10 protein-coding genes are annotated in these 13860 nt (G+C 64.5%); 6 read left to right on the top strand and 4 right to left on the bottom strand.

The genetic code is table 11. The features are described from left to right. Positions 1–3 precede the first annotated feature (3 nt). The 3 genes from recQ to HTY61_RS10515 form a co-directional block, all read right to left on the bottom strand. A complete protein-coding gene (gene recQ / locus HTY61_RS10525; RefSeq protein WP_175276748.1) occupies positions 4–1812 on the bottom strand; it encodes a DNA helicase RecQ in 1809 nt (602 codons plus the stop codon). Further along, positions 1769–3673 (bottom strand): ABC transporter permease, encoded by a 1905-nt coding sequence (locus HTY61_RS10520; protein ID WP_175276747.1) that lies wholly within the window; start codon positions 3671–3673, stop codon positions 1769–1771. Before HTY61_RS10520 ends, recQ begins: the two co-directional genes overlap by 44 nt. 85 nt (positions 3674–3758) lie before the next feature. Then, positions 3759–4742 (bottom strand): ABC transporter substrate-binding protein, encoded by a 984-nt coding sequence (locus HTY61_RS10515; protein WP_197945305.1) that lies wholly within the window; start codon positions 4740–4742, stop codon positions 3759–3761. Between the two features lie 169 nt (positions 4743–4911). On the opposite strand from HTY61_RS10515, the gene HTY61_RS10510 reads away from it, so the two are divergent. Then, positions 4912–5280 (top strand): DUF423 domain-containing protein, encoded by a 369-nt coding sequence (locus tag HTY61_RS10510; RefSeq protein ID WP_175276745.1) that lies wholly within the window; start codon positions 4912–4914, stop codon positions 5278–5280. 9 nt (positions 5281–5289) lie between these two features. Here the strand turns inward: HTY61_RS10510 and HTY61_RS10505 are convergent, their stop codons facing one another. Beyond that, positions 5290–6078 (bottom strand): GntR family transcriptional regulator, encoded by a 789-nt coding sequence (locus HTY61_RS10505; protein ID WP_175276744.1) that lies wholly within the window; start codon positions 6076–6078, stop codon positions 5290–5292. A 206-nt stretch (positions 6079–6284) separates the two neighbouring features. On the opposite strand from HTY61_RS10505, the gene HTY61_RS10500 reads away from it, so the two are divergent. The 5 genes from HTY61_RS10500 (at position 6285) to HTY61_RS10480 (ending at position 13771) form a co-directional block, all read left to right on the top strand. After that, positions 6285–7256 carry a sialic acid TRAP transporter substrate-binding protein SiaP gene (locus HTY61_RS10500; protein WP_175276743.1) on the top strand — a complete coding sequence of 324 codons (972 nt, stop codon included), beginning with the start codon at positions 6285–6287 and terminating at the stop codon, positions 7254–7256. A gap of 25 nt (positions 7257–7281) precedes the next feature. After that, the gene (locus HTY61_RS10495) at positions 7282–7869 is read left to right on the top strand and encodes a TRAP transporter small permease (protein WP_175276742.1); all 588 of its coding nucleotides are present in this window, start codon (positions 7282–7284) and stop codon (positions 7867–7869) included. 27 nt (positions 7870–7896) lie between these two features. Further along, entirely contained in the window at positions 7897–9159 is a 1263-nt protein-coding gene (locus HTY61_RS10490) for a TRAP transporter large permease (protein WP_246272779.1), read from the top strand. A 233-nt stretch (positions 9160–9392) separates the two neighbouring features. Beyond that, the gene (locus HTY61_RS10485; protein WP_175276740.1) at positions 9393–10601 is read left to right on the top strand and encodes an efflux RND transporter periplasmic adaptor subunit; all 1209 of its coding nucleotides are present in this window, start codon (positions 9393–9395) and stop codon (positions 10599–10601) included. Beyond that, entirely contained in the window at positions 10598–13771 is a 3174-nt protein-coding gene (locus HTY61_RS10480) for an efflux RND transporter permease subunit (RefSeq protein ID WP_175276739.1), read from the top strand. Before HTY61_RS10485 ends, HTY61_RS10480 begins: the two co-directional genes overlap by 4 nt. The last annotated feature ends 89 nt before the right edge of the window (positions 13772–13860 follow it).

The following is a 13860-nucleotide window of genomic DNA, read 5'->3' as shown; positions in this document are numbered from 1 at the left end:
CTCTCATGCCTCGACCTCGTCGCTGTATAGCCTGATCACCTCCAGGAACGTGTCCGCGAAGCGTTCCAGCTTGGCGGCGCCGACGCCGTGCAGGTTTTCGAAATCCCGCCTTGTTCTGGGCAGTTTCCTGGCCATGTCGATCAGCGTCCGGTCGGGGAAGATGACATAGGTCGGTACGGACTGTTCGCGCGCCAGCTCGGTGCGCCGCGCCTTGAGGCGGTCGAGCAGGGCGCGCGGGACATCCGGGTCCGCTTCGGCCGGTGCGCGCGTTCCCGACTTTCCGCCTGCCGGACGAATCATGTCCGGCCGGTAGCGGAACTCGATCCTGCCTTCGAGAAGGTCGTGACCTTTCGGAGCGATCGAAATGCCGCCATGGCCGGCGACGTCGATGGTCAGATAGCCGCCGCCGACAAGCTGGCGGATCAGCGACTGCCAGACATTGCGGCCTTGGTTGCGTCCGGCGGCGAAGACCGGGAGCTGGTCGTGGCCGAGCGCCTGCGCCCGGGGATTGGCCTTGCCGATGAGCAGGTCGACCAGGTGCGTCGCGCCGAAGCGCTCGCCCGTCATCTGCGCCGTCAGCAGGATCTTGCGCGCATCATCCCCGCCGTCGACGGTTGCCACCGGGTTGATGCATACATCGCAATTGCCGCAGGGGGCTGCCGCCTCGCCGAAATAGGACAGCAGGCTCTGGCGCCGGCATTCCGGCGCCTCGCAATAGGCGACCAGCGCGTCGAGGCGCTTGTGCTCGCGTCGCCGCCGCTCGCCTTCCTCGTGTTCCTGGTCGATGAACCGGCGCCGCATGGAGATATCCTGCAGGCCGAACACCATGTGCGCCTCGGCGGGCTTGCCGTCGCGCCCCGCGCGCCCGATCTCCTGGTAGTAGGCGTCGAGCGAGCCGGGCAGGTCGGCGTGGAACACGAAGCGCACGTCCGGCTTGTCGATGCCCATGCCGAAGGCGATGGTCGCGCAGACGATGACGCCCGTCTCGGCCATGAAGAGTTCCTGGGCTTCCGCCCTTTTCTCGGGCGACAGGCCGGCATGGTAGGGCACGGCGCGATAGCCGTTGTCCGACAGGAACGCGGCCAGTTCCTCGCTGCTCTTGCGCGACAGGGCATAGACGATGCCGCTCTCGGAAGGCCGGCCCTCCAGGAATGCGAGCAACTGTCTTTTCGTGTTCGACTTGGGTTCGACCGTCAGGCGGATATTGGGCCGGTCGAAACCGGCGACATAGAGTTCCGCCTCGCCGCCGAACAGTTTCTCGACGATGTCGCGCCGCGTTGCCTCGTCTGCGGTCGCAGTCACCGCACCGATCGGCACGCCGGGAAAGGCCGTCCGCAATTCCTGCAGGGCGTCGTATTCCGGGCGGAAGGACGCCCCCCATTGCGAGATGCAGTGGGCCTCGTCGACGGCGATCAGGCTGACGCCGATCCTCTGCAGGGCGGCGATCATGCGGTCCGTCATCAGCCGCTCGGGCGCGAGATAGAGGATGCGCACCTCGCCCGCCGCGACGCGCCGCCAGATCGCGACATTTTCCTCGCGGCTGGCCGTGGAGTTGATCGTTTCCGCCGCGACGCCGGCAAGCTTCAGTGCCGCCACCTGGTCCTGCATCAGCGCGACCAGCGGCGAGACGACGATGGTCAGCCCGCCCTTGACCAGTGCCGGCACCTGGTATGTGAGCGACTTGCCCGCGCCCGTCGGCATGACGGCCAGCACGTTGCGCCCTGCCAGAAGGTGGTCGACGATGGCTTCCTGTCCCGGCCGGAAATCGTCAAAGCCGAAGACCTCCCTGAGGACGGCGTGCTTGCTGGACATGACGGTTCGGCTGCCTTGCTTGGTCGCGGTGGCGAAGGGAATCGCGGGCGGATGCCTCCAGCAATAGGCAGGCACGTCCCGCGGCGCAATCGCCGCCAGGCGATCGGACGGGGATAGCGGTGCGGCGACCGGGCAAAACCGGCGCGGCCTGCCTCGTGCCTGCGCCGGTGCCGGGACATAGTTGTCGCCATGGCAGAGCGTTTTCCGGCAGGTGACGGCTCGCCGCTTCCAGCAGTGCCATCAGCGTGGCGACAACCCCGGTGGCAACCACGGCGAGAGCCGCTGCTTCCGTGGCGAGGCCCGCGTCTTCCAGGTTGAGCAGGGCGACGCCCAGCGTTTCCGTTCCGGCGGACCAGAGGAGAGCCGATATGGTAAGCTCGTTGAAGGCCAGCAGGAAGGCCATCACCCCTCCGGCGGCAATCGCCGGCAACACCAATGGCAGGATGATCTGCGTCAGCCGCGCAGTCACGCGCGCGCCGTCCAGCAACGCCGCTTCCTCGACGTCGCGCTCAAGCGATGCAACGGCCGCGACAACGGGCTTGGCGGCGACGGCGAGGAACGACGCCATATAGGCGAAGACGATGATCCACGCCGTGCCGTAGATCGTCACACCCGCGAAGGGCAGCGGCTTCACGAACAGGAGGATGCAGGCAATGGCGACGACGACGCCGGGCAGGGCGTAGGGCATTTCGATCACGGGAAGGATCACCATGCGCGCCCGCGACAGGCGCCGGTCCAGCGCGTAGGCGATCAGCAGCGAGAGCACTGCGAGGACAGCGGCTGCTCCGCCGGCGAAGGTCAGCGAGTTGGCAAAGGCGCGGCGGATCAGTGCCTGCTGCCACATGGTCCCGGTATATTGCGCGAAGGTGATGCTTTCGAGGCTGAGCGTGACGCCGTAGGCCGGTACCAGCGATGTTGCGACAAGCGAGGCGAGCGGCAACAGGATCGTCGCCGCGAAAAATGCCCAGAGAAGGATTTCGACGCTGCGCGCGAATGCAGGGCGGTGAATGAAAGGCTCGAGCCCGTGTTCGGTCTCCGTACGCACGTCGCGCCGGGCCATCAGCCATGACGAGGCGATCACCGCGATCCCCGCCATGGCCGCAATCAGCAGCGAGACGAGCGCTGCGTCGTCGATGGCGCCGCGCCCGAAGCTCGCTAGCTGGCGATAGACCATGGTCGGCAGGGTGATGATGCCGACCGGCAGGCCAAGCAGTGCGGGAATGCCGAAATTGCCGACCCCGGCAACGAATGCGAGCAGGATGGCCGAGAGGATGTTGAGCCGGATGACCGGCATGATGATTCCGGTTACGATGGCGAAGTGTCGGGCGCCGTCGATCCTGGCCGCTTCCACGAGCGACCTCGGAATACGTACCAGGCCCGTCGCGACGGTTATGGCCACGAGCGGAGCGTGATGCAGCCCCATCACGAGAATGATGCCGCCGTAGCCGAGCATCGGATTCGGCGTGCCGGGCGGGGGCGCGATGCCGAGCGTGTTGAGGATCGGCGATGAAGGGCCGGCCAGTGTTTTGAATGCGAGCGCCGAGACCTGTGGCGCCACCATCAGCGAAAGCACGAACAGGAAGGCGAGCGCGCGTCTCGTCTGCATCGTCATGGTGGCGAGCGCGACGGCGACGGTGCCGCCGAGAATGACGGCCAGTACGGTCGATCCCGTTGCTATGGCGAGCGTGTTGAATATTGCGCGCATGATGGTCGGGCCGGTCAGCAGGGCGAACGCGTCGGCGGCACCGGATTGCAGCACGCGCGCGGCGGCGAACGCCAGCTGGAGCATCGGCGCGAGACAGAACAGGCAGACAGCGGAGATCGCGATCAGTGCGATTCCGCCGCCTTCCCGTTCGAACAACGTGTCCGCCCCCCGCCTGCGAAGGCGGGAGGCGCGTTTGCGTGGAAGAATCTTCACGATGACGATGCCAACGAATCTTCCCGGATCAGTTCTGGCCGAAGATTGTCGCGAACCTGTCCTTGTCGGCCTCGGCGGATTCGAGCGCGGCGGCCGGATCGAAAGCCATCACCCTTATGTCCGAAAGAGGGGGGAACCCTTCCGGCGGGGATACTTCCGGATGTGCCGGCATGTAGCCCTGCGAGGCGGCCAGTTCCTGGCCTTCACGCGAGATCAGGAAATCGACGAAAGCCTTTGCAGCATCAGGATTTTTCGTGTTCGAAAGAATGGCGACCGGTTCCGATATCGCCGAGACGCCTTCCTCGGGGAAGACGAAGTCGACCGGCGCGCCCTTGGCCTTTTCCCGGATCGGCAGGAACTCGACGACCATGCCGTAGAGTTTCTCGCCGCCGGCCACGGCCTTCAACACGCCGCCATTGCCGCCGGACGCCTGCGCGCCGTTGGCGGCCAGTGTCTCGTAGTAGCCCCAGCCTTCTTCCATGTTGGAGACCATGGTCTTGGTGTGGATCAACGCCGCGCCCGAGGTGAGCGGCGAAGGCATGGCGATCTGGCCTTTCGTCTCGTCGGTCAGCAAGTCCTTCCAGGAGGCGGGCTTCATTGGCGCGGCGGTGTTGTAGACGATGCCGGTGGTGATCAGCTTGGTCGGGAACCACATCCGTTCCGGATCCTGGATGCCTTCGTCATAGGCCGACACGTCGGCTTCCGGATATGCCATCAGGTATCCGTCGCGGCTCATGCCTTCCATGGTCACGTTGTCTGCGATCAGCAGCACGTCGGCGGGCGTCGAGCCGGCTTCCAGCTCGGCGCGCAGCCGGGCCATGATCTTGGTCGTGCCGTCGCGGACGAATGTCACCTTGATGTCGGGATGTTTTGCCATGAAGGCATCGACGGTCTGCTGGGCGTCGTTGTTCGGCTGGCTGGTATAGAGGGTGAGCGTGCCTTCGGCGGCCATGGCGGTCGAGGCGGCCGCGACGAGGGCAGCGCCTGCCAGGAGGGTCCTGAGAATGTGCATCATCGGCTCCGTGCGTTTGTGTTGGACGCAGGATGCCTATGAACGCAGTGTTACCCCTCTATGACAGTCGGCCGCCCGGTGGCCCGGGAACGGGCAATTCGTCGCGGACAACACGGTTTTCGACGCCTGCGGGATGCGCTAGTGCGGTTTCCGGAGACGGAGAACGCCAATGGACAGGCAGGACGGAAATGGCGCGGCGGTGCTGGCCGGCGCGGGAGTTCTCGGCTTCGCAGGTGTTGCCGCGGCGGCGGCGAGTGCCCATGCGGGCAGCGATCCGCGGCTTATGAGTGCCGCCGCGCTGGTCTGTCTCACCCATGCCCCGGCACTGCTGGCGATCGGCCTCCTCGGTCGCGGCGCGGTCCTGCTGCGATTGGCGGCCGTCCTGCTTTTCGTCGGTGCGGCGTTGTTTGCCTCCGACATGGCGCTGCGCGAATTCGGCCAGGGGCGGCTGTTCGCGATGGCCGCGCCGACCGGCGGCATCGCCATGATGGCCGGCTGGCTTGCGGTGGCAGGCGCGGCATTCCGCCTGCGGCGCTGAATAGGGGCGCTACTCCTCGAGCAGTTCGCTGTCGACCGCCGGGTCGAAGACGAAATAGTCCGGCCACATGTCGCGGAACACGGCGATGTCGAGCTGAAGCTTGTTGAGATGGTGGGCCATGCGCTCGACGGCCGTGTCCGCGTCGTTCCGCGTCATCGCCTCGAGAACCGCCTCGTGTTCCCCGACCACCATTGCCATGCGTCCGGGTTGCGGCAGCGTAAGGCGGCGATAGCGCTCGATCTGTACCCGGATCTGCTGGATCATGTCCCATATTCCGGGCAGGCGCGCGGCCGCGGCGATCGCGGCGTGAAAGTCGTCGTCCGCGTTGTGGAACGCGGCCTCGTCGCCCGCCGCAGCGGTTTCGCGCTGGCGCTGGATGATCGCGCGCATTTCAATGAACTGGCTTTCGCTGGCCCTGGCCGTGGCCTCGCGCACGGTGACGGCCTCCAGCGCCCGGCGTGCCACCAGCGCCTCCCGCACCGCCGAGAGGGGGATGCGCGCGACGAAGGTGCCGGACTTGGGCACCACGTCGAGCAGCCTGTCCTCCGATAGCCGCAGCAATGCCTCGCGCACCGGTGTCCGGCTTATGCCGTAGCGCTGGGTCAGTTCCTTCTCGTTGATGACGGTTCCCGGCGTCAGCTCCATGGCGATGATGGCGCTGCGCAGGTCCCGGTAGACGATGTCCGAATTCTTGGTGCCGGCAATTGTCGTGTGGCTCGCGGGCGGCGCGTTCGGGGCGCGCGGCTTGCGGGAACGGGCGGTGGCCCCGCCGAATCCGGTGTGATTGCTGTCGTTCATTCTGTCCTGTTCGCATCTGGCGGGCGCCCGGCCCGCCGCTCCTGCTGCTCCTTGCCTGTTTGGACCCGCAAATGCAATCGGCCGCGGCGATGCCACTTGCAGCATGACTCAACGTAGTATATTAGATATATCTTGTATATCAGAAAATTCGCAATTGCGCGATCAGCGGCGGGAGGAGGAACCCGCCGTCACCATGGGAGGAAGCAATGATTGGCAGATTGATGAAGCTTGCGGGCGCCGCTGCGGCGGTTGCGATGGCAATGGCCACCGGTGCGGCCGCGGTCGAACTGAAGTGGGCCCATGTCTACGAGATCGGCTCGGACTATCACCAGGTCGCCGAATGGGCGGCCGAGGAAGTGGCCAAGCGCACCGACGGCCGCGTAGAGATCAAGGTTTTCCCTGCATCTTCACTCGGCAAGGAGGTCGAGATCAACGAGGGGCTCGGTATCGGCTCCGTCGACATCATCTATACCGGCCCGAGTTTCGTCGAGCGCTACTACGGCCCGATCGCGATCTCGGACTATCCGTTCATCATGCGCGGATTCGACCATTGGAAGACCTATCGTGACAGCGATCTCTTCAAGGATCTTTCCGCCGGCTACAAGGATGCCACGGGTCACACCGTCATGGGCCTGGTCTATTACGGCCAGCGCCACGTCACGTCCAACTTCCCGATCCTCAAGCCCGACGACATGAAGGACCTGAAGATCCGCGTGCCGAACTCGCCGGTCATGCTGATGTTCCCGAACGCGGTCGGTGCGAACCCGACGCCCATGGCCTTTTCGGAGGTCTACCTGGCTTTGCAGCAGGGCGTGGTCGATGCGCAGGAGAATCCGCTGCCGACCATCAAGTTCAAGAAGTTCTACGAGGTTCAGTCGAACATCAACCTGACCGGACACCTGCTCAACTCGCTGCTCATCATCTCGTCGAACACCGCGATGTCGAAGATGGGCGATGACGCCGGCACGGTCAGGGAGGTGCTCCAGGAGGCCGCTGCAAAGGCGTCCGACAGCATTTTCCAGGCCGAGACGGACCTGATTTCGTGGTTCCGGGAGCAGGGTGTCCAGGTCAACGAGGTGGATCGCAAGCCGTTCCAGGACGCGGTCCTGCCGAAGCTGACCGACTGGGATAACGTGCCCTACAGCAAGGAGCATTTCGACCGCCTCCAGGCACTTTGACATACCGGACAGCAGGCGAACACACATGAGCAATTTGCCTGACGACACGAAGGACAAGGAGCGCGCCGCCGACGCGGCGCGCTCCGATTTCGCTGCCATGGAGGACCACGGTCCCGTCGATCTGAAACTGGTCGACATTCCGGGTCTCGTCGCGCTTTGGGCGCTGGCGGTGATCGTGTTCCTGCAGTTTTTCACGCGCTATGTACTGAATGACAGTCTTGCATGGACCGAGGAGATTGCGCGCTACGTGCTGGTCCTTGTCGCGTTTCTCGGCGCCGTGACGGTCACCCGCAAGGGGGCGCATATCTTTCTCGAATTCTTCTACCGCTATGTGCCGCCGCTGGCTGGCAAGTGGATTGCCGTGGCGATGGAACTCGTTTCCTGCCTGTTCTTTGGCTACATGGCCTGGATCGCCGTGCTTCTTGCGCTGCAAACGAAGACCAAGATGGCCTCGGCGGAGATTCCGAAAAGCCTTCTCTACTGGGGCGTCGCGGCAGGCCTTGCGGCCGTGACGGTCTATTCGTTTCTCTGGCTGGTCCGGAAGATCCGCCAGAGCCCGCAGGCCGTGCTCCACGACATCGAGGAGCACGCTTTGTCAGATATTTCCGACTAGGGGTGCCCGGCCGTGGAACTGTTCCTGATGTTCGTCATTCTCTTCGCGCTTCTGATCGCCGGCGCGCCGGTCGCCGTGGCGCTGGGCGTGTCCTCGCTCTTCTTCATCTCGACTTCCGGAATGCCCAGCCTCGTTGTCCTCCACAACATGGTCAACGGCATCAATTCCTTTCCGCTGATCGCGGTGCCGTTCTTCATCATGGCCGGTCACCTGATGAACACGGCCGGCATCACGACGAAGATATTCACCTTCGCCCGCGCGACCGTGGGCTGGATGCATGGCGGTCTCGGCCACGTGAACGTGGGCGCCAGCGTCATCTTCGCCGGCATGTCCGGCGCCGCGGTCGCCGATGCCGGCGGACTCGGCAACATAGAGATCAAGGCGATGCGCGAGGCGGGCTATGACACCGATTTCTCGGTCGGCATAACCGCCGCGTCCTCGACCATCGGGCCGATCATTCCGCCCTCGCTGCCGCTGGTGGTGTACGGCGTCATCGCTGACACCTCGATCGGCCAGCTCTTCGCGGCCGGGCTGATTCCCGGCGTGATCATGGCGCTGGCCCTGATGGGCATGGTCGCCTTCTATGCGCGCCTCCGCGACTATCCGCGCGACGACCGCTTCAGCTTCCGCGTTTTCCTGTTGACCTTCGCCGACGCGTTGCTGCCGCTGTTTACGCCGGTGATCATCGTCGGCGGCATCCTGACCGGCATCTTTACCCCGACCGAGGCCGCCATCGCGGCGGTGGTCTATTCCCTGTTCCTGGGCATGTTCGTCTACCGCACGCTCGATATGCGCCGCATCCTTCGCGTCTCGATGGAAACGATCGAGACCACTGCCTCGATCATGCTTATCGTTGCCGCGTCTGCGATCTTCGCCTGGATACTGACGGCCAACCAGGTTGCACAGCTTTTCGCTCGTGAACTGCTCGGCATCACGGAAAATCCGACCGCGATTCTGCTCATCATCATGCTGATCGTGCTCGTCGTCGGCTGTTTCATGGAGACGATAGCCGCCATCACGATATTGACGCCGGTGCTGTTGCCGGTGGCGGTATCGATCGGCATCGATCCCGTGCATTTCGGGATCATACTGATCCTCAACCTGATGATCGGCCTGCTGACGCCGCCGGTCGGGATGGTGCTCTATGTTCTCTCGAAGGTGGCGGTCGTGCCATTCGAGCGGTGCGTGGTGGCGACGGCACCCTTCCTCGTGCCGCTCGTTGCCGTGCTGCTTCTGCTGAGCTTCCTGCCGTCGCTCTCTATGTGGCTGCCGGTCTATCTCTACCGCTAGTCGGGCACTGTTCGGGCATTGGGGAACGGGTTGCCCGTGAGCGGGGTGGGCCGCTGCTCGTCCCGTCCGGGTGGCTGCACCGGGCACGATGCACCGTCCAAAATTACAATTTTGTAATCCTGCGCTTTTTCGTGTGCCAGTTCGCGGTGTGCCGCTATATTCCTTCGCGGACTGCCCGGTTCGGGATATGCATTCGTGCCGGGAATGAGAGTGCGTGCCGGGGGAAGCGCGAAATGAAGGCATGGAAACAGTTGCTCGTGTCGGCCGGATTGGTCGCCGTTGCATTCGTCGGATGGGCGAAATTCTATCCGGGCGCCGATGCGGTCCTGGCACGTCACGGCATTGACTGGTTTTCCACCGCTTCCACTGATGCGGCATCGCAATCCGGCGTGCCCGGACAGCGCCCCGGCGGCGCGCCCGGTCGTCGCGGCTCCTTCGGGGGAGCGCTGGTTGTCACGGAGAAGGCCGAAATCGGCGTTGTCAACGACCGTCTGACGGCCATCGGCACCGGCCAGCCGGTGCGTACAGTCTCCATTCGTCCGCTGGTTGCCGGGCAGATCGTCGACATACCCGTTGCATCCGGCGCCCATGTGGAGGCGGGCGACGTCATCCTCCGCCTCGACTCGAAGGAACAGGAACTCGATGTCGAACGTGCGCGGCTGACGCTCGACGATGCCGAGCGCAAGGTCGCGCGGCTCGAAAGTCTGTTCGCCCAACGTGCCGTCAGTTCGGTCGATCTCGACACGGCGCGCAGCGAGTTGAGCGAGGCCCGTGTCGCGTTGCGCTCCGCCGAACTGGCGCTGGAACGTCGCACTGTCACTGCGCCGATTGGCGGGTCGCTCGGCATACTGGCTGTGAATGTGGGCGACTATGTCACCACCCAGACGGATGTCGCCACCATCGATGACCGCTCGCAGATACTGGTAGATTTCTACGTGCCGGAAAGATTTGCAGCCCGCATGCAGGTCGGCAAGGAGGTCGTGGCCACGGCGATTGCGCGGCCGGGCGACCGCTTCGAAGGCGAGGTGATCGCGGTCGACAATCGCGTTGACGAGGCGAGCCGTACCCTGCGGGTGCAGGCGCGCATCCCCAACGAGAACGACCTGCTGCGCGCCGGCATGTCCTTCGAGGTGACGTTGCGCTTCGAGGGCGAGACCTTTCCCTCGGTCGACCCGCTGGCGATCCAGTGGGATTCCTCCGGGTCCTATGTCTGGCGCGTCGGGCAGGGCGGCAAGGCCGAGCGGGTCGATGTCGCCATCATCCAGCGCAATGCGGATCGCGTTCTCGTCAAGGCCGACCTCGCGGAGGGCGATGTCATCGTGACCGAAGGCGTTCAGAGCGTTCGGCCCGGCGGCACGGTGCGCATTGTCGGTTCCGCTCCCGGGGAGGGCGGTGACGAGAAGCGTCCCGCAGGAGCGCCACAGCGAGGAGCCGGCTCATGACCGACGAACGCCTTGGCTCTGCCGTCAACAGCGAGGAGCCGTCGCCCGACGTGCTGGCGGCTGGCGGCACCGCGATTTTCGTACGCCGTCCGGTCCTGGCACTGGTCATAAACCTGCTCATCATCGTTGCCGGTCTTGCGGGCATCTACGGCGCGGAGGTCCGCGAACTGCCCAATGTCGACCGGCCCGTCGTCACCATCACCACGAATTTTTCAGGTGCCTCGCCGGAGACCGTCGACCGCGAGCTGACGGCCCTCGTCGAGGGTGCCGTTGCCCGAGTATCCGGCGTATCCGAGATATCGTCCTCGTCGTCCTTTGGTCGCAGTCGCGTGACCGTCGAATTCTCGGAGGATACCGATCTTTCGACCGCCGCTGCGGACATCCGCGATTCGCTGGGGCGCATCACCAATTCGTTGCCGGACAGCGCGGATGAGCCGCGTATCGTCAAGGCCGATGCGGATGCCGAGGCAGTCATGCGCCTCGCCGTCACCTCGTCCACGCTGAGCGTGCAGGACATGACCGTGCTCGTGGAAGACGAGGTGGTGGACCGGCTTTCGGCCGTGCCGGGCGTGGCCGATGTCTCCGTCTATGGCGACCGCGACAAGGTTTTCCGGATCGATGTCGACCAGTCGCGTCTGGCCGCGCTCGGCCTGACGGTCGCCAATCTGCGCAATGCGCTTGCCAGCGTCGCCTACGACGTGCCGGCGGGCTCGATCACCGCGAACACCCAGGATATCGTGGTGCGCGCGACCGCTGACGTGCAGACTGTCGAGGACTTCGAGAATCTCTACATAAACGATCGCGTCCAGTTCAAGGATGTGGCCACGGTGACGCTTGGCGCCGACCCGGGCGAGTCCGCGTTGCGCGCCAATGGCGCCACCGGCATCGGCTTGGGCATCGTGCGTCAGGCAAAGTCCAACACGCTGGAAATCTCCAAGGGCATTCATGCTGCCGTGGAGGAAATCCGCGAAATTCTGCCGGAGGGCGTCGATATCCGCGTTACTTCGGATGACGCGACCTTTATCAGCGGGGCGATCAGCGAGGTGCGCCGCACGCTGATCCTTGCCGTCGGCATTGTCGTGGCCATCATTTTCCTCTTCCTGCTCGACTGGCGTGCCACGCTGATTCCCACGGTGACCCTGCCGATCGCGCTTGTCGGCACCTTCGCCGCCATCTGGCTTGCCGGCTTTTCCGTCAACATCCTGACGCTGCTCGCCCTCGTTCTGGCCACCGGCATGGTCGTTGACGACGCGATCGTGGTGCTTGAGAACATAGTGCGCAAGCGCAATGAGGGCCTCGGTCCGCGAGCCGCCGCCGTGGTTGGCACGCGCGAGGTCTTCTTCGCGGTCATCACCACCACGGCGACACTGGCCGCCGTGTTCATTCCGATCTCCTTCCTGCCGGGCCAGGCCGGCGGCCTGTTCCGCGAGTTCGGCTTCGTGCTGGCCTTTGCCGTGATGCTGTCCAGCGTCGTTGCGCTGACGCTCAGTCCGATGCTTGCCTCGCGCGTGATCAGTGCAAGGAATGGGCACGGAAATCCGGCTGGTGATGCCATGCGGCGCTTCGGCGGACTGATGACGAATGCCTACCGGGCAATACTTCACAGGGCGCTTGACGCGCCGCTGGTCGTGATCGTCATCGCCGCGATGGTGTCGGGAAGCGCCTTTCTCATGGCCGGGACGCTTCCGCAGGAACTGACCCCTCCGGAGGATCGCGCCGTGGCCCTGATGCGCGTTTCCGCGCCGCAGGGCGTGAGCCTCGACTATACGCAATCGAAGATGCGCGAGATCGAGCGTCTCGTTCTGCCGATGCGCGAAAGCGGCGAAGTCCGGGAGATCTTCGCCATTGCTGGTCAGGGGTCATCGACAAATTCCGGCTTCATGGTCCTGTCGCTCGCGCCGTGGGAGGAACGAAGCCGCAGCCAGTCCGAGATCGTTGCCGAGATCAACAGCCTCGTTTCCGGGGTTCCGGGCGTCCGCGCCTTTGCGATCCAGCCCAACAGCCTGGGCATACGCGGGGCCGGTAACGGGCTGCAATTCGCCTTCGTCGGCAATTCCTACGAGGAACTTGGCGCTGCGGCGCAAGAGATGCTGGAATTGCTCGAGAACGATCCGCGTTTCGAGCAGGTGAGGCTTTCCTACGAGACCACGCAGCCGCAACTGTCGGTACGCATCAATCGCGAGCGGGCCTCGGATCTCGGCATCGATATTGATGGCCTTGCCGATGCCATGCAGGCATTGCTCGATGGCCGCGAGGTGGCGCAGGTCTTCATTCACGACCGGTCCTACCCGGTCAAGCTGATATCGACGACCACCCCGATCAACGACCCGACCGACCTCGAGGCGATCTATCTGAAGACCGGCGATGGTCGCATTGTGCCCATGTCGGTGATCGCGGACCTGGAAGAAAAGGCTGTCGCGCCGAGCCTGCGTCGCGAGCAGCAATTGCGCTCCGTTTCCCTGCGCACGAATCTCGCGGAGGGATTTGCGCTTGGCGAGGCATACCAGGAGGTCCGGCGGCTGGCGGAGCCGTTGCTGCCGCCGGGTGCGCGGGTGATCCCGCTTGCCGAGGCGGCCACGCTGGACCAGTCTTCGCGCGACATGCAGTTCACCTTCGGCATCGCCGTCGTCGTGGTGCTGCTGGTGCTTGCGGCGCAATTCGAGAGCTTCGTCTCCGCGCTGATCATCATGGCCACCGTCCCGCTCGGCCTCGCCTGCGCCATCCTGGCGATGGCGATGACCGGAACCAGCCTCAATGTCTACAGCCAGATCGGACTTGTGCTGCTTGTGGGGGTGATGGCCAAGAACGGCATCCTGATCGTTGAATTCGCCAATCAGCTGCGCAATCGTGGCCGGACAGTCCGCGAGGCGATCGAGCAGGCGGCCAATATCCGGCTGCGGCCGGTCATGATGACCATGATCTCGACGGTTCTCGGAGCGGTGCCGCTGATCTTCTCGTTCGGCGCTGGCGCGGAGGCCCGCGCCGCATTGGGCTGGGTGATCGTCGGCGGTCTGGGACTTGCGACGCTAGCGACCCTCTTCCTGACGCCGGTTGCCTATCTGCTTCTCGCCCGCCTTTCGAAACCCAGCGCCGAGGGCGAGGCGCGGCTCCTGCGCGAGCTTCAGGAAATGCTTCATCCCCGTCGGGCGCATGGTGGCGGCGAAGGCTGAACCGACAACGCGACGCAGCCTGTTAAAATCTGCGGTCATCTCGGAAAGTATTTGCTTACGATAAGTTTGCAATACTCCGTACCCGGCCG

This window comes from Oricola thermophila, from assembly GCF_013358405.1.
In the GTDB taxonomy this organism is placed as follows: Bacteria; Pseudomonadota; Alphaproteobacteria; order Rhizobiales; family Rhizobiaceae; genus Oricola; species Oricola thermophila.
This window is presented reverse-complemented; position numbering and strand designations above follow the sequence as displayed.

Bases quoted from the DNA above. Each gene is read 5' to 3' on its own strand.
- recQ (WP_175276748.1), bottom strand. From the start codon at position 1,812: ATGTCCAGCAAGCACGCCGTCCTCAGGGAGGTCTTCGGCTTTGACGAT.
- HTY61_RS10515 (WP_197945305.1), bottom strand. From the start codon at position 4,742: ATGCACATTCTCAGGACCCTCCTGGCAGGCGCTGCCCTCGTCGCGGCC.
- HTY61_RS10510 (WP_175276745.1), top strand. From the start codon at position 4,912: ATGGACAGGCAGGACGGAAATGGCGCGGCGGTGCTGGCCGGCGCGGGA.
- HTY61_RS10505 (WP_175276744.1), bottom strand. From the start codon at position 6,078: ATGAACGACAGCAATCACACCGGATTCGGCGGGGCCACCGCCCGTTCC.
- HTY61_RS10500 (WP_175276743.1), top strand. From the start codon at position 6,285: ATGATTGGCAGATTGATGAAGCTTGCGGGCGCCGCTGCGGCGGTTGCG.
- HTY61_RS10495 (WP_175276742.1), top strand. From the start codon at position 7,282: ATGAGCAATTTGCCTGACGACACGAAGGACAAGGAGCGCGCCGCCGAC.
- HTY61_RS10490 (WP_246272779.1), top strand. From the start codon at position 7,897: ATGTTCGTCATTCTCTTCGCGCTTCTGATCGCCGGCGCGCCGGTCGCC.
- HTY61_RS10485 (WP_175276740.1), top strand. From the start codon at position 9,393: ATGAAGGCATGGAAACAGTTGCTCGTGTCGGCCGGATTGGTCGCCGTT.
- HTY61_RS10480 (WP_175276739.1), top strand. From the start codon at position 10,598: ATGACCGACGAACGCCTTGGCTCTGCCGTCAACAGCGAGGAGCCGTCG.